This window comes from Niveispirillum irakense DSM 11586 (genome assembly GCF_000429645.1).
Classification (GTDB): domain Bacteria; phylum Pseudomonadota; class Alphaproteobacteria; order Azospirillales; family Azospirillaceae; genus Niveispirillum; species Niveispirillum irakense.
In genome coordinates, this window is the sequence record NZ_KE386936.1 from 64351 (window position 1) to 86824 (window position 22474).

19 protein-coding genes are annotated in these 22474 nt (G+C 61.8%); 3 read left to right on the forward strand and 16 right to left on the reverse strand.

Annotation, left to right across the window (positions count from 1 at the left end):
• Nucleotides 1-53 precede the first annotated feature (53 nt).
• The 7 genes from G473_RS0123560 to G473_RS0123590 form a co-directional block, all read right to left on the reverse strand.
• Nucleotides 54-899 (reverse strand): flagellin, encoded by an 846-nt coding sequence (locus G473_RS0123560; protein WP_342665676.1) that lies wholly within the window; start codon nucleotides 897-899, stop codon nucleotides 54-56.
• Between the two features lie 128 nt (nucleotides 900-1027).
• Nucleotides 1028-1918, reverse strand: a complete 891-nt coding sequence (locus G473_RS28615) for a flagellin (protein ID WP_051330660.1) — start codon at nucleotides 1916-1918, stop codon at nucleotides 1028-1030.
• A gap of 10 nt (nucleotides 1919-1928) precedes the next feature.
• Complete coding sequence (flgK, locus tag G473_RS0123570) at nucleotides 1929-3674, reverse strand: flagellar hook-associated protein FlgK (protein ID WP_029015123.1); 1746 nt, start codon at nucleotides 3672-3674, stop codon at nucleotides 1929-1931.
• Nucleotides 3675-3686: 12 nt separating this feature from the next.
• On the reverse strand, nucleotides 3687-4190 hold the full coding sequence (locus G473_RS0123575; RefSeq protein WP_029015124.1) for a hypothetical protein: 504 nt from the start codon (nucleotides 4188-4190) through the stop codon (nucleotides 3687-3689).
• Between the two features lie 4 nt (nucleotides 4191-4194).
• On the reverse strand, nucleotides 4195-4482 hold the full coding sequence (locus G473_RS0123580; RefSeq protein WP_029015125.1) for a hypothetical protein: 288 nt from the start codon (nucleotides 4480-4482) through the stop codon (nucleotides 4195-4197).
• A gap of 5 nt (nucleotides 4483-4487) precedes the next feature.
• Nucleotides 4488-5762: a flagellar hook protein FlgE gene (flgE, locus tag G473_RS0123585; RefSeq protein ID WP_029015126.1), complete on the reverse strand. Its 1275-nt coding sequence runs from the start codon at nucleotides 5760-5762 to the stop codon at nucleotides 4488-4490.
• Nucleotides 5763-5794: 32 nt separating this feature from the next.
• Complete coding sequence (locus G473_RS0123590) at nucleotides 5795-6457, reverse strand: flagellar hook assembly protein FlgD (protein WP_029015127.1); 663 nt, start codon at nucleotides 6455-6457, stop codon at nucleotides 5795-5797.
• Nucleotides 6458-6636: 179 nt separating this feature from the next.
• Between G473_RS0123590 and G473_RS0123595 the strand changes: the two genes are divergently transcribed.
• Both G473_RS0123595 and G473_RS0123600 read left to right on the forward strand, forming a co-directional pair.
• The gene (locus tag G473_RS0123595) at nucleotides 6637-7638 is read left to right on the forward strand and encodes a type II secretion system F family protein (protein ID WP_029015128.1); all 1002 of its coding nucleotides are present in this window, start codon (nucleotides 6637-6639) and stop codon (nucleotides 7636-7638) included.
• A gap of 796 nt (nucleotides 7639-8434) precedes the next feature.
• Nucleotides 8435-9256, forward strand: a complete 822-nt coding sequence (locus G473_RS0123600) for an IS5 family transposase (RefSeq protein WP_029015129.1) — start codon at nucleotides 8435-8437, stop codon at nucleotides 9254-9256.
• A gap of 51 nt (nucleotides 9257-9307) precedes the next feature.
• Here G473_RS0123600 and G473_RS30560 read toward each other — a convergent pair whose 3' ends face one another.
• From G473_RS30560 to G473_RS29670, 4 genes are read right to left on the reverse strand one after another with little or no spacing between them, the layout of a single operon-like run.
• Nucleotides 9308-9544 (reverse strand): hypothetical protein, encoded by a 237-nt coding sequence (locus G473_RS30560; RefSeq protein WP_154667559.1) that lies wholly within the window; start codon nucleotides 9542-9544, stop codon nucleotides 9308-9310.
• 36 nt (nucleotides 9545-9580) lie between these two features.
• Entirely contained in the window at nucleotides 9581-10984 is a 1404-nt protein-coding gene (locus tag G473_RS0123610) for an RHS repeat-associated core domain-containing protein (RefSeq protein ID WP_483814920.1), read from the reverse strand.
• Between the two features lie 6 nt (nucleotides 10985-10990).
• Nucleotides 10991-11203 (reverse strand): hypothetical protein, encoded by a 213-nt coding sequence (locus G473_RS30565; protein ID WP_154667561.1) that lies wholly within the window; start codon nucleotides 11201-11203, stop codon nucleotides 10991-10993.
• Complete coding sequence (locus G473_RS29670; protein ID WP_051330662.1) at nucleotides 11200-12579, reverse strand: RHS repeat domain-containing protein; 1380 nt, start codon at nucleotides 12577-12579, stop codon at nucleotides 11200-11202. Before G473_RS29670 ends, G473_RS30565 begins: the two co-directional genes overlap by 4 nt.
• Nucleotides 12580-12732: 153 nt before the next feature.
• On the opposite strand from G473_RS29670, the gene G473_RS0123620 reads away from it, so the two are divergent.
• Entirely contained in the window at nucleotides 12733-13836 is a 1104-nt protein-coding gene (locus G473_RS0123620; protein WP_051330663.1) for a phosphatidylinositol-specific phospholipase C1-like protein, read from the forward strand.
• Nucleotides 13837-13953: 117 nt separating this feature from the next.
• Here G473_RS0123620 and G473_RS28625 read toward each other — a convergent pair whose 3' ends face one another.
• The 5 genes from G473_RS28625 to rfaD all read right to left on the reverse strand — a co-directional run bounded on the left by G473_RS28625 (nucleotide 13954) and on the right by rfaD (nucleotide 22430).
• A complete protein-coding gene (locus G473_RS28625; RefSeq protein ID WP_051330664.1) occupies nucleotides 13954-15375 on the reverse strand; it encodes an HlyD family type I secretion periplasmic adaptor subunit in 1422 nt (473 codons plus the stop codon).
• Nucleotides 15372-17507, reverse strand: coding sequence for a peptidase domain-containing ABC transporter (locus G473_RS0123630; RefSeq protein ID WP_029015132.1), 2136 nt, complete (start codon nucleotides 17505-17507; stop codon nucleotides 15372-15374). The genes G473_RS28625 and G473_RS0123630 overlap by 4 nt, the downstream gene beginning before the upstream one ends.
• Before the next feature lie 224 nt (nucleotides 17508-17731).
• Complete coding sequence (locus tag G473_RS28630) at nucleotides 17732-19615, reverse strand: O-linked N-acetylglucosamine transferase, SPINDLY family protein (RefSeq protein ID WP_245580319.1); 1884 nt, start codon at nucleotides 19613-19615, stop codon at nucleotides 17732-17734.
• A 24-nt stretch (nucleotides 19616-19639) separates the two neighbouring features.
• Complete coding sequence (locus tag G473_RS0123640; protein WP_029015133.1) at nucleotides 19640-21442, reverse strand: tetratricopeptide repeat-containing glycosyltransferase family protein; 1803 nt, start codon at nucleotides 21440-21442, stop codon at nucleotides 19640-19642.
• A 4-nt stretch (nucleotides 21443-21446) separates the two neighbouring features.
• Nucleotides 21447-22430, reverse strand: coding sequence for an ADP-glyceromanno-heptose 6-epimerase (rfaD, locus tag G473_RS0123645; RefSeq protein WP_029015134.1), 984 nt, complete (start codon nucleotides 22428-22430; stop codon nucleotides 21447-21449).
• Nucleotides 22431-22474 lie beyond the last annotated feature (44 nt).

Sequence of the window (22474 nt, forward strand, 5' to 3'; positions counted from 1 at the left end):
TCAGTGACGCCGGGAAGGCCAGGGGGCGGGGCCTTCCCGGCGGCCTGCGGGCATCAGCGGAGCAGGGAGAGGAGTTGCGAGGGCATTTCGTTGGCCTTGCCGAGGGCGGCGATGGCCGCCTGTGTCAGAACCTCAGCATTGGAGAGTTTTGTTTGTTCCGATGCGATATCGACATCCATGATGGACGATTGGATGGCTTCCTGATTTTCGATAGAGGTCTCGATCATCTGTCCGTGATAGTCGAAGCGGGAAATCTGCGCGCCGACATTGGCCCGCGCCTTTGACACGTCCGAGATGGCCGTATCCAGCGCAGTGATCGCCGCTGTGGCCGTCGCTTCGGTTCCGACATCGGTGGCGTTCAGCGCCAGTGCCGTGGAATCCACGGCGGTGACGGTGACGGTGATGGTGTCGGACACGCTGGAACCGACGATGAAGGTGACGCCACCCTGCCAGTCCGTGGCATCAGCGGCGGCACCATTATTGGTCAGAAGGCTATCGTCATTGAAGCGGGTGCCCGTGGCGATGCTGTCAATTTCCTCGATCAACTGCTGATATTCTGCGTCGATATAGGCGCGTTCATTGTCGCCGACCGTACCGGACATAGACTGGGTCGCCAGCGATTTCATGCGCTGCAGGATGTCGCCGATACGGGCCATGCCGCCATCGGCCGCCTGCAGGATTGACGATCCGTTGGAGGCATTGGTGGCCGCCTGTTTCAAGGCGGTTACGTCCGACTTGATCTTGGTGCCCACGGCCAGGCCCGAGGCATCATCGGCAGCGCTGGTGATGCGCGACCCGCTGGACAGCTTGGAAACCGAACTGCTTTGCGCGGCGCTGTTGTTGCTGAGATAGCGCAAGGCCGAATTGGCAGCGGTGTTGGTGACAATCGACGACATCATATACCTCCATCTGGAGTGGGCGGGGGAACGGGAGCCGGACCGGCCAATCCGGAAGGCCTACCTCCCCTCAAATGGTTCAACGGCGCTTTGGTGATTCTCGGGCGCGGTTTTTTTGAAGCCGTGTCCGCCTACAGATAATCGGCCAGATTGAGCCGCTGGAACGTCGCAATGGTCTGCATCGTGGCTTCCAGCGAGGTTTCCAGCATCGAAAGCTGTGTCTGCACGGCAACGACATCGACCTCCCGGATGTCGCTGATCCAGCTTTCGGCATAAAGCTGAACGTCGGTCTGACCATCCACCACATCCTGGATGCGGCTGCTCTGGCTGGACAGGGTTTCCAGGATGGTGGCCGTGCCGCTGGCCGCCTGTTCGCCCAGGGTGCCGGCCTGCGTCAGGGCGGCCTGATCCAGAGGATTGGCCGTGGCCAGGATGTTCAGCGCGCGGACCAGCGCCTCGATGGAAGGATCATCGGCGCGGACGCCATAGGAGACCGTCTGGCTGTCGGCGATCTTGGCCGACAAGCTGCCCCCATCGCCCTGATAATAGGATGTGTCCGCCGTGGCGGGCACGGTGGCCGGCGCAAGCTGGGCAAGGTCGACGGGTTTGGTGTTGGTCGCCGTGCCGGCGAACAGGTATTGGCCGGCATAGGGCTGGTTCAGCGTCGCGGCCAGATCCTCCAGCAATCCCTTTGCCTGGGCCTGCAAGCCGGTCAGATCGGTGGCATTGGTGTAGCTGGTGGTCAGGCTGCGCACCTGGGTGGCGAGGGCATTGACGCTCTGCATGGCGGCGTAGGAGCTGCTCAACCGGGCGATGGCAGCATCGCCATTGGCGATATAGCCGGCGCTGCGCGTCAGTTCGCCTTCCAGGTTCAGCAGGGTCTTGGCCTGTCCTTCCAGGCCGGAAAGGCTGGAGCTGGTAAGACCGGAGGCCTGCTGGATCTGGGCTTCGGCAACCCGGCCCCGCAGGCTGGTCATGTTCTGGACCAGCGTCTGATGCTGGCCATAGGTGGAAATGCGCATGGGTTTCCTCCTATCGGACCATACTGATAAGTTCGTCATACATTGTCTGGAGCGCCGACATGACGCGCGCCGCTGCCTGATAGGCAGTCTCCAGCGACTGGATGGTGGCCGTTTCCTCATCAAGATTGACCCCGGATTGGCTGGCAAAGGCGGATTGCAGATCGGTGGTGGTGGCGGTGGCCGTGGCGGCCTTGGTCGCGGCATTGCTGGCGCTGCGGGCCGCCGTGGCGGCCAGATCGCCGGCATAGGCCGAAAAACTGGCGCTGCGGCTGGAAAGGCCGCCGGCGCTGGGGAATTTGCGGCTGTTGGTAAAGGCATCGGCCAGGGCGGCGGCGGTGCTGGTATCGCCCGACGAGACGGCGCGGCTGCCGATAATTGTGCTGGCCAGCGCGCCGGTCGGCATCAGGTCGGGATCATCGGCCAGTGCCGGTTTCAGGCGGATATCGTCGGCCCCGGTGCCGGTCAGGATGTCGTTCAGGCCGATAAAGGCCGAGATTCCGTCGCCATCGGGGGTGAGGGCGCTGTCGCCCTGGTCGATGGCGATGCCGGACCCGTCGGCGGCGGTCAGGCGCAGCATGCCATCGCTGGTCAGGCTGGCTGTGAAGGTGCCATCGGCATTGATGGTATCCAGCAGGTCCTGAACGCTGGTCAGCGTGGACAGGTCAATGTTCAGGCTGGCGGTCACCTTGTCATCGCTGCCGACCGACACCAGGGTAAAACTGCCGCTGCCGGTCAGCGCATCGGTGGCGGCAAGCTTGGTGGTGCCGGTCAGGGTCGTCGCCACAGGATAAGAGGTGCCCTGGTTGGCGATGCTGTTCAATGTGTCGATCAGCGACGCGGCGAGGGTGTCCAGACGCGCCTGTTCGTCCACGGTCACGCCGTCGCGGATATCCAGCAATGCACGCAGGGAGCCTGACGAGATGCTGTCCGATATGTCGCGACCATTGAGCGTGACGCCCGACAGATCGCCCTCACTGTAAAGGGTGTCGGCATCAATGCTGCTGGCGGCGGTGAAGGACAGAAGGTGGGGGCGGGTGGTGACCAGGGCGGCACCCGACCCGGTAAAGACCTGCATCCGGCCATCGCCATCCAGGCTGTAACTGACATCCATCACGCCAGCCAGGGATTTCAGGGCTTCGTCGCGCTGATCCTCCAGATCGGCTGTGGACCGGCCGGCGGCCTTGGCGGTGACGATGCTGTCATTCAGATCAGCGATGGTCTGGATGGCGCTGTTGGCGGCTTCCACCGTATCAGCCAGTTGCTGGTCGGCGCTTTGCCGGATGGATTGCAGTCCGGCCGATGCGTCCTGAAGGCTCTGCGCAATATCGGTCAGCGCATCCACGCTTGTCCGGGCGCTGGTGCTGTCACCGGCGGCGGCGGCCAGACCGGCCAGGGCCGTGCCGGCGGCTGTGATGGCGCTGGCGATGCTGCCACTGTCATTGTTGCTGGAAACGCCGCCATGGACAGCTTCGATCTGCGCCTGATAGTCGGCCATGACAGTGGCCTGACTTGAAGCGCTGGTGGCTGACACGATCTGGCGGGTCAGGAAGGTATCGACATCGCGCGACAGACCCGTGACATTGACCGAAAGCGCGCTTTGGCTGCCATTGACGGCCGCCGTTTCCCGCGTGGCTGTCTTGCGGGTGTAATTTTCCGTGTCGGCATTGGCGACATTGGCCGCCGTGACCGTCAGGGCGGCCTGGGAGGCGGTCAGGCCCGACTGGGCGATCAGGCCGGCGGTGCGCAGCGTCGACATGGGTTTCCTCCCTCAGACCACCAGATGCACACAATGGCGCACCTGACGTTCAACCAGACCGACACGGTGGCCGCGCAGGGGCTTGTATCCCTGTTCGACCTGGGCGCGCTGCCGCGTCACGGCGACCAGGGCACCCAGCCGCCCGCGCCGGGCCGTCAACTCCTCCTTCAACAGCGGCAGCACCTGCTGGGCCTGGGCCAGGGCCGCCGCCACCACCGGCTGCCAGCTGGCGACGGCCTCGCTGTCGCCCCGCGCCTTTGCCTGCGCCAGTTGGACATTCAGCACCGAGACACCATCGCGCAGGTCACGCAGGGCGGTCGCCATGGTCCGCAGCCTGTCAGGCTGGTGTGGGCCGGCGGCCACCTGGGCGGCCAGCCGCGCCATGGACTGCTGAACCAGATCCAGCGGGCTTGCGGGGCGCCCGGCAGGGGCGGGTGGGGGGACGGGGGCGGTCCCTTCTTCCTGTGCGGGCACAGGGGTCTGTCGACCGAAGGGCAACAGCATCTTGCCGATCATCGCATCATCCTTTGAAGCTGCGCTGGTTGCCATAGCTGTTGGCCTGCAGGTAGCGGCCGACGGCCTTCTGACGCCCGCGCTGGCGGGTCATGGTGCCGCCGACCATGGCCAGTTCGGTATTCAGCCGGTCGATATGGCACTGCAGGTCGTCCAGCAGGGCCAGACGCAGCGGATCGTCGGGCGCCACATTGGCCGACAGCAGCATCTCGACCCGGCGCGCCAGTCGCTGCTGCTCGGCCTCCAGCATGGCCAGATAGCGCTTCTGGTGGTCCTGGGTGAAAAGCCCATCCATTGCGGTCACCGCTTGGCCTGGATGATGGTGTCCATCATCTCCTGGGCGGCCGTCACCACCTTGGCCGCGGCGGAATAGGCCTGCTGGGCATAGATCATGCGGGTCATTTCCGTCGCCGTATCGGCTGTGGAATGTTCCAGCGATTCCGCCCGGATACCGCCGGCCCCGTCGCTGCCCGCCTCCTTCAACTGGTACTGCCCGGAATAGGCGGTGGCGCTGTAGACAGTGCCTGACACACTGTCCAGCCCCTCGGGATTGGTGAAGGTGACGATGGGGATCTTGTAGACCGCGCGGGACTGGCCATTGTCGAAATTGGCCATCACCGTGCCATCGGCATTAATGGTCACATCCTTCAAGGTCCCGGCCGACCAGCCATCCTGATCGGCTTTATAGCCGGATACTTTGGGATTGCCGTCGGTGGTGCTGATCTGGCGCAGACCATCGGACCGGTCGACAGTGCCCAGATCCAGGGTGATGGTGCTGTCGGCGGCCCCACTGGTCCAGCCGGAAAAGCCGATCTGGGCCGGAGACGGGTTGATGGAGGCGAGGCTGCCATCCGTGTTGAAAGTAATGGCGATGGTCGTGCCGTCGCTGGTCCCGGTCGTCACACTGGTATCGGCGGTCGATGCCGGATTGCCAGCCTGTACCGACCATTCATTCTCCGCCGTTTTGGTCCAGGTCAATGGCACGCTGTGCGCCGTGCCCAGGCTGTCATAGATTTCGGCATCGGTGACGAACGCATCACCGATTGCGGCATCGGCCGGCAACGTGGCCGTCATGTCGATGGCCGAGGTCGGCTGCGGCGTACCGGAAATATCGGCGAGATTGATCGGTGCCAGGCTCTGGGTGCTGGTGCGGTTGGCGGCGGCGATATTGCCATTCTCGTCCAGGGCCCAGCCGCTCAGATTGTAGCCGGCATCATTGACCAGATAACCTTCATCGTCGGTATGGAATGAGCCGTCGCGCGTGTAATAGACCTGCGTACTGTCGCTGGAGGCGGTAACCGCGAAAAAGCCGCTGCCATCAATGGCAAGCTCGGTGGAAACGCCTGTCGTTTCGATGTCGCCATGGGCGGAGATATTCTGGCTGTTGGTGCCGGTGACGCCGCCAATGCCGGTGCTGCGGCCGCTGCTGTCGGACAACAGGGCTTCAAAGCTGGTCGCACTGGCCTTGTAGCCGACGGTGCTGACATTGGCGATGTTGGAGGAGATTGAACTGAAAGCCGCGGATTGGGCCTGCAGGCCCGACGTGGCGATGCTGAGCGCACTGGTGATGCTCATGATGCTGTTCCTTCGTGCGGACGCTGATCGGGTCAGGCGAGGTTGACGACATCGTTCATCGATGCCGTGACGGTGCCGAGGGAGAGGGCAACCGTCCCGCTGGAACTATCGACGCTGGTGACCTTGCCGATGGCGCGCGGGTCGACCTTGCTGCTGACATTGTCACTGCTGGCCGTGACCGACAGGGTGAAGGCGCCGCTGGTCGCCTTGCTGCCATCCGCCAGGGTGCCATCCCAGGTGAAGCTGTTGGTCCCGGCATCGGCAGGGGCCTCGCCGCTATAGACCTTGTTGCCATTGGCGTCGGTGATGGTGACCGTCACGTCGTCAGCACCCGATGGCAGGTCGTATTTCCAACTGGCGGTCCCGTTTTGCAGGGGGGCCGTGTCACCCTCCACCTCCACCGTCTGGCCAAGATAGCCATAGGCGACGTTGCTGCTCATCAGTCCGGAAAGGCTTCCCTGCATTTCCGTCAGCAGATCATTGGTTTTCGACTGCTGCTCCAGCTGCGACATGGAAACGAGCTGGGACGTATAGGTCGATGTGTCCATCGGACTTGTCGGGTCCTGGGTTTCCAACTGTTTCAGCAGCAAGGTCAGCATGCTGTTGAAATCGCCAAGGACCGAGCTTGAGCTGGAACTGCTGCTGCTGCTTGTGCTGACCGCGCTGCTCGTGCTGCTGACTGAGGAAATGCTCATCGACCGTCTCCCAGGAGGCATGCGGAATAACCGCTCTCACAAGGTTCAACGGCGGCCCTGAAAAAGTCGGGCGCGTTTTTTTTCGTAATATTTTCGAATACTGGAATTTTATAGGGGCAGTCCCTTTTCCATTGTTGCCAATACTAGGAAATAATTTCCCGGCAAAAAATTCCGACTGGGTGGGCAAATTTTTCCCCTGGGTCGGGACCCTGTTCCGCCCGCCTGTGCTGACGGCGGCGGAGCAGATGGAGCGGGCACCGTCGCGCGCCCTGGTGGAAGAATTGCGTCGCCGTGTGCGGGCAGGGGAGGGGCTGGCCCGCGCCATGGCTGCGCAAGGCCCGCTGTTCCCGCCGGAATGTCAGGGCATGGTGGCCGCCGGGGAGCAGGGCGGGGGCCTTGCCGCCAGCCTCGCGCATCTGGCGGCGCTGGAGGAGGGGCGGGCAAAATTCCGGCAGAAGCTCGTCTCTGCCTTGATCTATCCGGCATTGGTCACGGTCCTGACGGTTGCGGCCCTGGCCCTGCTGACCGGCTATGTCATCCCCCAGTTTGAAAGCCTGTTTGAGGGGAGCAAAGCGAAATTGCCGGCCAGCACGGCGGCGGTTCTGGCCGTCGGGCGGTTTCTTGGCGATTATGGGGCCGTGCTTTTGCTGCTGCCGGCGCTGTCCGGCCTGGGCATGATCCGTTTACGCCGCCGGCCCGAGATGAGGCTGGCCATGGATGGCTTGCTTTTGCGCCGGACGGGGCCGGTGGGGCGGTTGATCCGGGATGCGGAGGTCGCGATCTATACCCGCACGCTGGCGGCCCTGTTGACGGGCGGGGTTCCGCTTGCCGATGCGTTGGGCACGGCGGGTGCCTGCCTGTCCAACAGCGCCCTGGCCCAGGCCGCCACCCGCACCCGTGACCGTATGCGCGGGGGCGTGACCTTGAGCCGGTCCCTGGCGGCAGAACCCCTGTTCCCCCAGCGTCTGATCCGGCTGATGGCCTTGGCGGAACAGACGGCGGCCTTGCCCCGTGCCCTGTCGGATCTGGCCCTGCTGCTGGAACGGGAGCGCACCACGGCCCTGGAACGGTTCCTGGCCCTGCTGGTGCCGGGCTTGACATTGGTGCTGGGCGGGCTGATCGGTGTGATCTTCGCGGCGCTGATCTCGGGGATTATGAGTATCAATGATATTGCGGTGTGAGGGGTGGACTTTGTTGGGAAAATGTTCGAGGTGTTTTCTTGCCGTGAGATGGCATCTCTGAACAGGGGCAGGACTTTATAGTCCAAGGCCGGGTGTTGCCGCGCGGGGGTGTTGAACTGGCCTGTTTCCTGGATTGTGTGCCGGGTGGACCACGGTCCCGCGATACACGAATTCCACTCCGGCCACGACATCACACAGGGGTACCGGAGGTGTCCAATTTAATAATGAGGTAAGTTAAAGAGGCAGAACAGCATGAGGACAGCACAGAATTTTGTGGGAAAGTCATCGATCTATGAAAGGTTTTGAACATACTTTGCACTGATCTACAATGGATGGATATATTGGAAGCCAAGTCCCGACTATTCGTTTATCCCATATCGGCGTGCCACAATGGGCACACCGGTAAATCCCCAAAGACATTATCAGCAGGAAACTGATGGGGAACATCCAAAAAGATCCGAGTATCAGAAACTCTCCAAAATACATGAGGCTAGAGGCTTGGGCTAGCACAATGTGAATTTTTGCTACTGTCTTGCGCGTCATGGACAATCACTCTCGTATAGCTGACCTGCTACGCCGCCACTTAGATTTATATTAACATTGCCCGAATAGCCAAAACCCCCAGGAGCCCATGCCGCTTGTGTCCGGTTAAGGGCAGAATCATCCATGCTGGTTCCGACTAGCTCATGACTAAGAGCCTGATCCGAAATTAAGTTGAGTGGTATCAGCGGGTTAGCTTGACAGCGTTCCCTATCGGTGATTCAGGGGTTTCGCCAAAAACAACCGTGCATCCCCGATGTGGACTGATACCACCCGCGCCCTTCATGCCCGCAACGGCCTGGCTTTGCCAAGTGATTTGACCGATGCGGAATGGTCTTTGTTGGAACCGCTGCTGCCTGCTGCGTCCTCTGTCGGCCGCCCGCGGAAATGGCCGCTGCGCCGGATCATGGAGGCGATCCTTTATCTGCTTCGGGGCGGCCTGCCGTGGCGGATGCTGCCGCCTTGTTTCCCGCCGGTCTCGACGGTGCGGCGCTGGTTCTACTTGTGGCGCGACAATGGTCTGTGGCTCACGGTCAACCATGTCCTGCCGATGGCGATGCGCGAGCAACAAGGGCGTGAGGCGAGCCCAACCGCCGGTGTGATCGACAGCCAGAGCGTCAAAACCACGGAATCCGGCGGTCCGAGGGGATATGACGCCGGCAAGAAGATCAAAGGACGCAAGCGCCATATCCTCACCGACACCCAAGGCAATCTCGTCCATGCCCTCATCCACACCGCCGACATCCAGGACCGCGACGGGGCACCGCTGGTGCTGGCCGAAATCGTTAAACCCTTCCCGTGGCTGCGGCACGTCTTCGCCGATGGCGGCTATGCTGGGGACAAGCTCAAAGACGCGCTGCGCCGCATCGGAAAATGGACCATCGACATCATCAAGCGATCCGACACAGCCCAAGGCTTCGAAGTCTTGCCGCGACGCTGGGTCGTGGAGCGTACCCTGGCTTGGCTCAACCGAAACAGACGCCTGGCCAAGGACTTCGAGCAGACCATCGCTTCTGCAACCGCATGGTGCTTCATCGCATCCGTACAACTCTTCGTCCGACGGATCGCAAGGCGTTGATACAGTTCAGATTAATTTCGAATCAGACTATAAGGCTGACAAAGAAAGAGATCAACTTTTATTGTAAATTTCTAGAGCAAATCGAGCCAAACGAGATGCTAGCCATCCAACACATGCCGCCAATAAGCAAGTTCCAATAAAAACTAAAAATAGCATAAAATTTTCGTATTCTCCACAACCTTCTTCAAAAAAACAATTGCCAACAATCAGATCAAGAACGAATACGATTAATAATGGAATTGATGTTAATCCACAAATTACACCAATTTTTACATGAATTTTTATCATAAAATTCACCTCCAATTCCAAAAAACCATATCTATATTATTGGGGAGCCACCTGCAAGCAACTATTTTCTATTGCATATTCGGCCGCGATTGCAACAGATTGGCCTGTGAAGCGACCGTTCTGAGACATGGTCACACCCAGCCAATTATTGTAGGTATCCATATTGATTGAACTGGTATTGCCCCCTCCGTTCTGTACTTCATTTGCATTGAGGATCGCCAGCGCGCGCGAGGGACCGAGCAGTCGACCTAAAGCGAACGCGCCGTAGAAATGCCGATAAGCATCCGATTCATCGTCGGTGCCGCTCCTGCCATACCGTTGGCGAGTTGCATTGTGAATTCGGCCTCGCAAATTAGCGGCTATAATCATACCTAAAGGGTCGGAAAGCGCAACACCCGCTACCCCATGTTGACCAATGGGCCTGTTCGCAGGCGGCTTCGGACACGGCCCTTCATTATTTTCCGGCCCCGCCGGTGTTTTATCTGGTCCAGGGGGCTCGTATGATACAGGCTGCCTGTGCCGTGGTGGCCCACCTAAACTTCTACCTGGTGATCCCCAAGAGGAAAAGTCGATAGAGAAACCGAATGAAATCCTGGTGCCAACAACAACAATTTCCGGAATGGTTTCGACCATCCCCGTCGGATCCGTCCTCCCGATCGGATCGCCCCCAACATAAGCATAGAGGTTCATGCCGTCAGCATAACCGATAGGGTCGGGCTGGAGGAAGCGTCCCAGGGTGGGAGAATAGACCCTGGCCTTGTAATAGTACAGTCCGACCTCAGCGAGCCAGACCTGGCCGGTATATTGGAACCGGCCGCGGTTTCCGCTGCCGGGTTTGCCATATTCGTCATAGGTGTTGATGGCGACGACATTGCCCAGGCGATCTGCCTCGGCGATCACCGAGCCGCGTTCATCGGTCAGCAGCCAGCGCCGGTCCCATACACTATCGCCTTCCAGCCAGACCAGCGGCTCATCCACCCCTGTCCCATGCACATAGCGCCGCAGATAGCCGTTATTGGTGTTGAGCTCGCCGATCAGCCTGTTGCCATCATAGATGAACCGCGTGGTCACGCCGCTCTTGCTCACCTCATACAGCCGGCCCACCGCATCATAGCTCAGGCTCGCGCCATTGGCGCTGATCAGTTGGTTGTCATTATCGTAGGCAAAGCTGGTGGTGCCATCATGGGTCATATTGCCATTGGCATCATACTGGAAGCTGGTCGTGAAATTCAGGAAAGGCACCGAGGGCGCGCTATAGGCGCGCAATGTCACCATCTGCGCGATCCGGTTCTGGGTGTCCATCTGATAGGTTTGCACCAGATGGCCCTGCGGCATGGGCCTTGTATAGCGCTCGTTCGCCGCAGATCGCTTCACGATCTGGCCGGCACGGTTATACTCAAAAGTGACCGTCTGGTCATATTCCGTGCCGGCGGGATTAATATGACCTTATTCCTTCTTTTTGAATACAAAGAAAAAAAATCTTTCGATCAGTAGGGCGGTCGATGGAACTATTCCTCCTAAAGAGGCTAATGATGAGCTTTGTTTCGGGGTCATTTCCGGCGAAAAAGACAATAAAAAAAGCCCAAATCCGGTAACTACAGATATGACAAGCAGAACATTAAGAAAAATACGAATATTTTTGATGGTTTCTATTTTCATTTAGCACATCCCGGAGGTGGTTCAGATTGACCTAATAGGTAAGTCGTTATGCCTAAAGAATACATCACAACATCAAAGGCAAGTGGTGTTTTCAGGAAATCCCAGTTTGCCCCTTTCTGAAGAATTCCACGCGCGCCATTTGCTTGACCAGCCGCCCCTGTATAACGCGATACCTCTTTGTTAGATTGCATCATAGCTTTGTAAGCCTCGCAGGCTCGGGCAGAGTACTCTGGATCGAGGTCGAGTGTCCCCTTGTCATTTCGCACATAGACGCACTGTCCGGATGAGTTGCGATAAGCGCAACCGTCCTTTTGCGGCAATTCATTAAATAAATTTTCCATAAATTCTTGAATATCATCGCCCAGCGGATCGTGATAGCCAAATGGATCCCCTCCTCCACCGTTCCCATGCGTTACGGTAACAAGGCTACAATTACTATGAGGCATATCCTCCGCCTCAACGTCGTAATATTCTGTCGTTCCGTTGGTTTTGGTCCAACAATTGAAAGTGTACGCCAACCCCGTCGGGTCACGAGCATTAATCGGATCCCCGCCGACATAAGCATAGAGGTTCATGCCGTCGGCATAACCGATGGGGTCTGGCTGAAGGAAGCGTCCCAGGGTGGGAGAATAGACCCTGGCCTTGTAATGATACAGCCCGACCTCGGCCAGCCAGACCTGGCCGGTATATTGGAAGCGTCCCTGGTTGCCACTGCCGGGTTTGCCATATTCGTCATAGGTGTTGATGGCGGTGACAGTGCCGGCCTGGTTTGTGGCGGCGATCACCGAGCCGCGTTCATCGGTCAGCAGCCAGCGCCGGTCCCACACACTGTCGCCTTCCAGCCAGACCAGCGGCTCATCCACCCCTGTCCCATGCACATAGCGCCGCAGATAGCCGTTATTGGTGTTGAGCTCGCCGATCAGCCTGTTGCCATCATAGAGGAACCGCGTGGTCACGCCGCTCTTGCTCACCTCATACAGCCGGCCCACCGCATCATAGCTCAGGCTCGCGCCATTGGCGCTGACCAGTTGGTTGTCATTATCGTAGGCAAAGCTGGTGGTGCCATCATGGGTCATATTGCCATTGGCATCATACTGGAAGCTGGTCGTGAAATTCAGGAAGGGCACCGAGGGCGCGCTATAGGCGCGCAAGGTCACCATCTGCGCGATCCGGTTCTGGGCATCCATCTGATAATTCTGTATCAGATGGCCTTGCAGCATGGGCCGTGTATAGCGCTCGTTCGCCGCGGACCGCTTCACGATCTGGCCGGCACGGTTATACTCAAAAGTGACCGTCTGGTCATATTCCGTGCCGGCGGGATTGTGGCTGAACCCGCTGAGCTGGTTCATCTGATTATAGGAATAGTCGCTGGTCACGCCATTGGCACGGTTTATCCCCGTGCGCCGGCCAACCCCTTCACCCGCGAGGGGGACTGGAAAACACATCAGCCCCTGACACTCCATCACGCAAGTGTCACATAAATCATGTCTTATGCCGGCTCCCCCCGTTGGATCCGGATACGTGACGTAATGCGCCCTTTCCTTTGTTTCCTGGCCTTGTGCGGGCTGCTGGCCCCCCCCAGCTTCGCGGCTGACGGGCTGGACAGTCATCTGCGCCTGAACCAGATCGTCACCATCGGCACCCATAACAGCTATAAGCAGGCCCTTTCCCCGCAGGAACTGGCGCTGATCGCCAGCCGCAATCCCAAAGGGGCGGCGTCCATTGATTATGGCCATCGCAGCCTGACCGAGCAGTTGAATGCCGGGGTGCGGCAAGTGGAGCTGGATTTTTATCATGATCCGGAAGGGGGGCGTTTTGCCGCCCCCAAAGGGCCGGCCCTGGTCGGGCGGGCCTTGCCGGAAGGCTTTGCCGGGCCGATGCGCGCGCCGGGGCTGAAGGTTTTCCATATCCCCGATATTGATCCCTATAGCCTGTGCCAGCCTTTCACCGCCTGTATGGCGGAAATCCGCCGCTGGTCGGATGACCATCCCGACCATGTGCCGCTGCTGATCATGATCAACGCCAAGCAGGATGCCTCGCCAGTGCCCGGCGGCACGGGGGCGCTGCCTTTTGATGCGGCGGCGTTCGATAATGTGGATCGGGAAATCCGCAGCGTGTTGCCGCCGGAAAAGCTGATCACGCCTGATGATGTGCAGGGCGCCTATCCCACCCTGCGCGATGCGGTGCGCGCTGGCAACTGGCCCACCCTTGCCAAGGCGAGGGGGAAAATCTGGTTCGCCCTGGATGAGGGACCGCAGGTGGTGGCGCTTTATCGCGGTGCGCGCCGGTCGCTGGAAGGCCGGGTCATGTTCATCAATACGGATGAGAACTCACCCGCTGCGGCCTATATCACCCTGAATGATCCGCTGGCGGATGCCGCCCGTATCCGTGCGGCTGTGGCTGCTGGCCTTGTCGTCCGCACCCGCGCCGATGCCGATACGGTGGAAGCGCGCAACAACGATACCGGCCCCCGCGATGCCGCCCTGGCCGGCGGCGCACAGTATGTTTCCACCGACTATATCTGGCCCGATCCGCGCTTCACCGATTATCAGGTGCGCTTGCCCGGCGGGGCCGTGGCCCTGTGCAATCCCGTCAGCGCGCCGGGTGCCTGTGGCGGGCGGCCGGTTGAGTAATACCAGTCAGTCGAGGGTTTAACCCTTGGCTGACTGGAGGCTGGTGATCGCCAGCCCGGCTTCAGACCATACCCGACCAACGGCCCGTTGCATGACCGTTGGTCGGACCTGCACGGATCAAGGCTCCCGGATCGCCTCGCTCAGCCCGCGGGTGATGGGGTAGAGGAAGTAGGACAGGACACTGCGCTTGCCGACCTTGATTTCCGCCCGCACCGTCATGCCGGGGGTCAACCCCACATCATCCGGCAGGTTCTTCAACGGGGTGGGCAGCAATTCGATACGGCCACGATGCACCGCGCCGGCATCGGCCAGCCGGGGCGCGCGTTCGGCGTCGGTCTGCTCCGGCGCGGCATTGACGGCGAAAGATTCCTCGCTGACCGACAGCAGGCGTCCTTCCACCATGCCATGGCGCTGGAACGGGAAGGCGTCCACCTTCACGGCCACTTCGTCCCCTGGCTTGGTATAGCCGACATCGGCGGAACGCACGGTGATCTCGGCGATCAGCGGCACGTTGCTGGGCACCATGGTGATCAGCGCTTCCGCCTCGCGCACCACCGATCCGGTAGACCGCTTGGCCACTTCCAGCACCACGCCATCCTGGGGGGCGATCAGTTCCACTAGATCATTGATGCGCACAGCCTTGGTCAGCGCCTCATCGACCTGCACCGCCTCGCTGCGGGCTTTCACCAGTTCTTCCAGCAACTGGCGCTGCCATTGATCGATGAAGGATTGGCGTTCGGCCTGCTTGGCCACCAGACTGGACCGCAGCTCGGATAGTTTATTGATCGTGTTCTGCTGGTTGCGTTCCACCTCCAGCCGGGTGGAGCGGGCGTCCAGAAGCTGGAGCCGTGAACCGGTCTGACCGTGGAACAGTTCCTCGCGCAGCCGCTCCACATCCTTTGCCACGGCCAACTGCTCGCTCAGCGAGGCGCGATTATCCTCCGCCGTGCGCAAGCCCGCCTGCAGGCTGGCAATCTCGCCATCCAGCGCTGCCAGGCTGGACGCATATTGCGCCCGGCGCTGGCGGTAGAGACTGGCCTGCAATGCCAGGTCGCCGTCGGTGGCCTGCTCCATATCCTGGGTCAGCGGCTTGCCTGCCGCCTCCTGCTCCAGCCGGCGCAACTGGGCGAACAGGGCGCTTTGCTGGGCGCTCAGGCTGGCGCGGTCGGCCAGGGAGAAGGTTGCGTCCAGCCGTGCCAGCACCTGCCCCCGCTTGACCTTGTCGCCCGGCCGCACGCTGATTTCCCGGATCACCGACCGGTCCAGCGGCTGCAATACGATGGTGGGGCTGTCCGGCACCAGCCGCCCGTTGCCGGCGACAATGACATCGACATCCACCAGGGCTGAAATCACCAGGATCACCAGGAAAAGTGCCGCCACCATCAGGTGCGGCGCGCCCAGCAGGCGCGGCGGCGGCGTGGCGATGATCTCTTCCAGATCTTCCTGGAAGGGCAGCGCCTCCGGGATCACGGCTGGGGTCGCAGGCTTGGGCATGCGCCGCCGGATCATGTCCGGCACTTTCTTCAAGAAACCGTTCATTGGATATGCTGCGTCTGGGTTTGCCACAGATGGCGATAGATATCGCACCGCTCAAGCAGTACGGCATGCGGGGCGAAATCCACCATTTCGCCTTGCTCCAGCACCAATATCTTGTCTGCCGTCACCAGGGAGGAGAGGCGGTGGGACACGATGATCATGGTGCGGCCCCGGGCGATAGTCGCCAGATTCTGCTGCACGATGGCTTCGCTATCCGGGTCCAGCGCGCTGGTCGCCTCGTCAAAGATCAGCAGCCGCGGTCGTGTCAGCAGCGCACGGGCGATGGCGATGCGCTGGCGCTGGCCGCCGGAGAAGTTGGCGGCATTTTCTTCCACGAACGTGTCATAGGACATGGGCAGCCGGTTGATGAACTCATCCGCACCGGCCATGCGTGCCGCTTCCAGGATCTCCGGCAAGGGCGCATCGGGGCGGGCGGCGGCGATATTGTCCCGGATGGTGCCGCGGAACAGCAGATTGTCCTGCAGCACCACGCCGATGGACCGGCGCAGATGGTTGAGGTCGATATGGCGTACATCGACCCCGTTCAACTGGATGATCCCGTCCTGCGGCGTATGGATGGACTGGATCAGCCGGGTGATCGTTGTCTTGCCGGAGCCGGACCGGCCCACGACGCCGATCACCTGTCCTTCTTCCACGGTGAAGGAAAGGCGCTGCAAGGCCGGGTTCGCACCGGCGCTGTACCGGAAGGTCACCCCGTCGAACGCCATCTTCCCCGTAATCATCGGGCGGGCGGAGCGGGTGCGGCCGGTGCGTTCCTGCGGCGTGTTCATCACGGTGCCCAGCATCTTCACCGACAGGGCCGCTTCCTGATATTCGTTGATCAGGGCAACGATCTGCACCAGCGGCCCGGTCACCCGGTTGGACAGCATGTTGAAGGCGATCAAGGCGCCCAGGCTGAGATGGCCGTTGAAAACTTCCACCGCGCCGATGGCCAGCACGCTGATCTGCATCAGCTTTTCCAGCCCGCCGGTCATGACCGTGCCCAGCGCGCTGACGCGGCCCACGGCCCCGTGCTGGTGAACAGCCTGGGCCACCTTGCCATCCCAGGCGCGCTGGCGGATCGGTTCCAGCACCAGCGACTTCACCGCCCGCATGCCATGGATGGTTTCCACCAGATGGGCCTGCCGGGCGCCTTCGGTCTCATATAGCCGGTTCAACTCGGAACGGTATTTCGGCACCATGGCCGCGATGACGCAGGCGATCACAGCCGAGAAGCCCAGCACCACGGCGGTCAGCGTGCCGGAATAAAAAATCAGCAGGATCAGCAGGATCGGCAGGGTCGCCGCATCCAGAAACACCTGGAACAGCCGGCCGGTCAGGAAATGGCGCAGCTTTTCTGTCTGCTGCAGGTGCCGGACCAGCACGCCCGCCGTACCGGTTTCGAAGAAGGAGAGCGGCAGGCCCAGCAGATGCCGGAAGGTGCGCGAGGTCAGCCGCGCATCAATCTTGTTCGATGCCAGCAGCATCAGGTTCTGCCGGACATAGCCGAAGAAACCATCAAACAGCGTCAGCACCACGAAGATCAGCACCACGGCGAACAGGGTCTGATAGCTTTGGTGTGCTACCACCTTGTCGATCAACACCTGGAACAGCAGCGGGATGCACAGGCCGATAAGGTTGGCCATCAGCGCCGCCACCGCCACCCCCCGGAACAGGGAGGCATGGCGCACGATCTCGGGCATGAACCAGCGGAAGCCGAAGGGCTGGTTCTCATCGGTCAGCGCATAGGCCCGTTTGCACAGGACCAGCGTGCCGCTCCATTCCTCCAGAAACTGCTCCTGTGTCAGCAGCTTGATGCCGTCCTGCTCGGTCGCCGGGTCCAGCACGGCGGCGCGGCGTTCCCCCTCCGCGGTGGTCACCACCTGGGCCAGCACCACCCACGATCCATCCTTGCGGATGGCCAGCGCCGGGTAGGCGGTCCCCAGCGCACCGGCCTTTTCCCAGTCGCAATTATCGATGATCCGGCCCTTCAGGCCGACGGTGCGCATGGCGCGCAGGACGGAGCCTTTGGTATCGTCAGCACCATCCGTCGGCAACTCTTCCGGTGCCAATTGGATACCATGGTGCATCGCGATCAGAAAAAGGCAGCGCAAAGCTGTCAGATGCGGGGACAATGAGGCGCCTATTCTCAAATGAGGGAACGAGTATTGGGCGATAAATTATCGGACCTTACGCTTTTTCACGAGCTTTTATCCCGCGCTGGCAAGCACGGGTTGGGCCGATATTCGTGCTGTCCCACGTCTGCGGGTAAGAAGGCCATATCATCCATAAGCCCCATTTCACCAAGATTCCGTAAAAATTTTTGATTTTGGCGATCTTGGGGTCTGTTTCCACCACGTCATCCCGCCTCTCCGGCGGAAGATGTCTGGCACCAGTCACGCCACATCCGTTGGTATGTTTTCTCGACCGTTGCGGCAAAGGCATAGGGGGCGCACAGGGGACTGTCCTGCATCCGCTGCCGAAGGTCCCGGCGCAAGGCCGCCAGCCGGTCGATACTGGCCGCCAGCGTGGCGGCGATGCCGATATAGCTGTCGGTATCCACGGCCACCAGTTCATCCAGCCCGCAATGATGCAGGATGCTGGCGGTGACGCGGGCGACATGGTGGCTGCCCTGCAGGGTCACCACCGGCACCCCCATCCATAAAGCCTCGCAACTGGTCGTCGTACCATTATAGGGGAAGGGGTCCAGGGCGATGTCGATCCCGTCATAGGCGCGCAGATGGTCGCCCTGGTCCGCGATGTGGGGACGCAGGTCAATCCGGTCGGCGGTGATGCCGTGGCCGGCGAAAAGCGCGATGTAGCGGGCATGGGTGGCGGGGTCGCCGAAAGCACGGCTTTTCAGCACCAGCCGCGTATCCGGCACGCGCTGCAGCAGTGCGGCCCAGACGGCCACCACCTCCGCCGTTATCTTGGCGTTGTTGTTGAACGATCCGAAGGTGACATGGCCGTTTCTCCGGGCCGGCAGGTCCGGGCTGACATCTGTGTTCCGGGCGGGGCGGAAACAGAGAAAGCCGTTTTCCAGCCGCACCAGCTTTTCCACATGCCAGCGGTCGGTTACGCCGGGCGGGTCGGCGATGGCATCGGTCAGCCGGTAATCCATCGCCGCCATGCCCGTGCCATCGGGATAGCCCAGCCAGGAAACCTGCACCGGCGCCGCCCGGCGGGCGAAGATCAGCGGGCGGCAGTCGCAGGTGTGGCCAGCGACATCGACCAGGATATCAATGGCATCGGCACGGATGCGCGCCGCTGCCTCCTCGTCCGTCAACCCGGTCAGCGGCACCCAATGGCCGGTGATGGACTGGAACCGGGCGGTGGTCTCATCGCTGCGGCGGGAGATGGGATAGCAGAAAATCTCCACCGCGCTGCGATCATGGCCGCGCAACAGCGGTTCCAGGAAGCAGGAGACGGCATGGCCGCAGAAATCCGGCGAGACATAGCCGATGCGCAGCCGCCGGTCCGGGCTGCGGTCATTGGTGAAGGACGGCGGCACCGCCGGGGCCAGGGGGGCGGCATGGCGTTCCCCCCATTGCCGGTGGGCGCGGAAAATCACCTCTGGCGGGACATGGGGCGAATAATGCAGGGCGAACAGCAGGTTGGAATGCAGCACCGGCAGATGCGGATGCCGTTCCAGCCCCTGTTGCAGCAGGGTGATAGCCTCCGTCACCCGGCCCTGTTCCTTCAGCACTTCGCCCAGATTGACATAGGGCTGCGGCAGGTTCGGCTGCAAGCGCAGGGCGGTGCGATAGCATTCCGCCGCCTGGGTCAGTTCCGTGGCTGATTTATGCACATCGCCCAGATTGCTGTAGGCTTCCCCCCTGTCCGGCTTCAGGCGGATGGCGCGGTGATAGGCCCGTTTGGCCGCGTCGCCATCCCCCAAGGCCCGAAAGATGTTGCCGAGATTGAACCAGGCCTCCGCATAATCCGGGCGCAGGCTGACGGCCAGCATCCCGACCCTGGCGGCCTGCGCTTCCTGCCCCATGTCGGAGAGCACGCAGGTCAGGTTGTTATAGACCTGGGCATCTTCCGGGTTGTTGGCCAGGGCCCGGCGGTAGCAGGCAACCGCCTCTTCCCACCGCCGCTGTGCGCGCAGCAGGATGGCCAGATTATTATTGGCAAAGGCGTGATTGGGCTGTTCCGCCAGCAGCGCCCGATACAGGTTTTCCGCCTGGGGCAGGTTGCCTGCTCTGTGCTGGTCCAGTGCGGCGGCGAAAAGGTCGGTCACTCTCTCATCCTGTTTCATCGCCGGTCACGGGCGCAGCAGCCCGGCATCCGCCAGGATATGGCGCAGCTTATGCGCAGCCTGATCCCAAGTGAAGTTGCCCAGCAGGTGTGATGAGGCATCCGGCAGCGCTGTATCCCGGCCCTGGATGATATCGGACAGGATGGCGGCGGCGGCATCTTCATCCGGTTCCCACCAGTCCAGACCGTAGAAAATCTCCCACGGTTCCGCGCTATAGGGCAGGTGGGCCGGGCCGGTGGTGCAGGGGATCATCCGGGCAAAACGGGCATCCAGATAATCCAGATAGGAACTATGGGCCGGCGCGATCAGCCCCAGACCCATGGCGCCGGCCTTGGACAGTGGCAGATCCCAGCCCTCGCCATGCGACAGGCTCCAGTAATAATTGGCGGTGCGGAACAGCCCGGTCATTTCCGCCTCGCTCAAGGGCTGATCCACCAGCACGATGGGGGCGGCCTCGGCAAAGCTGCGGCCGACATGGGCCTGGGTCTGGCGCACGATGGTTTGCAGGTGGCGGCGCGCATTCTCGCTGCCGCCCTTGCCGGGCTTCAGGATCAGCACGGCATCATCGTCCTTGTCCGTCGTCCGCAGCCAGACGCGCAGCACCCCGTCCAGGTTCTTGCGCGGGATGGCATCCGACACGTTGAGGAAACGGTGGCGGTAGCTGTCCACCCGGCGGCCCGTGCCGGTAACCAGGGTGAGGGCAGGGGCGTTGGCGGCGGCGGGTTCCGCATCCACCCCCAGCGGACAGACCCGGAGGCGATCTTCCGGAAAGCCCTGCGATGCCCAGGCAATGCGGGAGGATTCGGTGGGCACGATGACAAGATCGGCCGTCTGGCTCTGCCGTGCCCAGCTTCTGGAGATGCGCGGCCCTTCGAACATGGAATAGAGGATGGTGGCAAGGCTGGGGATCGGCTCCATCGCCAGCGGCACCATGATGTTGATGGCGGCCTTGGCCCCGACCGGGGCTTCCAGCGGCTCCTCCCCCCAGGTTTCATGGCCGAAGACCCCCACCACCTGCATCGGCACGCCCTGCTTGCGCAGGGTCTGGATATAGCGGCGGCCCATATGGGCATAGCCGCTGGCGGTGGAAAAGGGGCCGCGCAGCAGCAGCCCGTCACCGGGGCCGGGGCCATGCGCGGCGGCGGACTGGCTTGCCGCATGATAACGCTGGCAGCGTTGGGCGTGCCTGCCGGCATCCTCATGCGCCGGGTTCAGCCGCAGGGCGCGGCGCAGCGGGTGCAGGGCGGCATAGACCTGCCCCCGGCGCAGCAGCGCGCCCGCCCGCTGCACATAGGGGTAGGGGTCTTCCGGCCTCAAAGCGATGGCAACATCCAGCACGCGGATTGTCCTTGCCAGATCTTGCGGTGCCCAGGCCAGGGACTGGTTGATGCGGATGGCGGCATCCTGTGGGGCCAGCCGGGTGGCGCGGTCGGCCAGCCGGGCAGCCCCGTCGCGGTCGCCCCGCCAGGTCAGCGACAAGGCCCCCAGCCGGTCAAAGGCCGCGGCGCTGGCCGGGTTCAGCACCGCCAGATGGCGCAGATACTGCCACGCAGCCTTCTGGTCGCCGGCATTGTGCAGACCGATGGCCAGATTGGCGACCAGCCCTTCATCGTCCGGCCAGCGCTGCACCGCGCCTCGCAAAACCTGAAGCCCCTCGGCGGTTTGCTGCGCGCCAATCAGGCACACGCCCAGCAGATTATGCGCCATGGGGTCGCTGGTGGCGGCGGCCACAGCCAGCCGGGCGGCGGCCAGCGCCGCCTCTGCACGGCCGGCCCGGTGATGGGCAATGGCTTGGGCGTAGGCGTCCATCTGCTTACCGGTAGGGATCGGGCTGGGACAGGAAGTGCTGCACATAATCGGCAACCCCTTCTTCCAGCCCGGTCATGGGGGCGCAATAGCCGGCAGCCCGCAGGCGGCCCAGGTCAGCCTGGGTGAAATACTGGTATCGGGGGCGCAGGCTTTCCGGCATCTCGATATAATCAATCGCCGGTTCCCGCCCGACGGCGCGGTAAAGGGCGGTCATCAGGTCGTTGAATGAACGGGCCTGCCCGGAACCGACATTGAAAATGCCGCTGACGCCTGGATGATCCAGCAGCCAGAGCAGGACATTCACGGCATCGCGGACATGGACGAAATCGCGCACCTGACCGCCATCGGCATAGTCGGGGTGGTATGACCGGAACAGCCGCACCCGGCCACCGGCTGCCGCGATGGCGTGGTTCTTGGCCACCACGCTCATCATCTCGCCCTTATGATATTCGTTGGGGCCATAGGCGTTGAAGAATCTCAAGCCCGCCCATTGCGGCGGGTGGCGCCGGCCCCGGCTGATCTGGTCGATGACATGGCGGTCGAAGGCCAGCTTCGACCAGCCATAGGCGTTCAGCGGGCGCAGGCGCGCCAGGGCGGCAGGATCATTATCATCGGAAAAGCCCTGCGCCCCATCGCCATAGGTGGCCGCCGACGAGGCATAGAGGAAGGGCACGCCGCGATGGGCGCACCAGTTCCATAACAGGGTGGAAAGCTTGATGTTGGTATCGACGATCAGGTCAACATCGGTTTCCGTGGTGGCGGAAATGGCCCCCATATGCAGGATGGCCTTCACCTGGGCGGCATTATCCGCCAGATAGCGCGGCAGGTCTTGCGGGGTGACGAAGCCGGCGATCAGATGCTTGGCCAGATTGCGCCATTTATCGTCATGGCCCAGCCGGTCGCAGATCACCACCTCCTCCCCGCGTGCGGCCAGGGCGGCAGCGATGTTGGAGCCGATGAAACCGGCCCCGCCGGTGATGATGGTCAGGGCAGGGATCATGGGCCGGTGGCCTTCCAGTAGCGGGTGGCGCG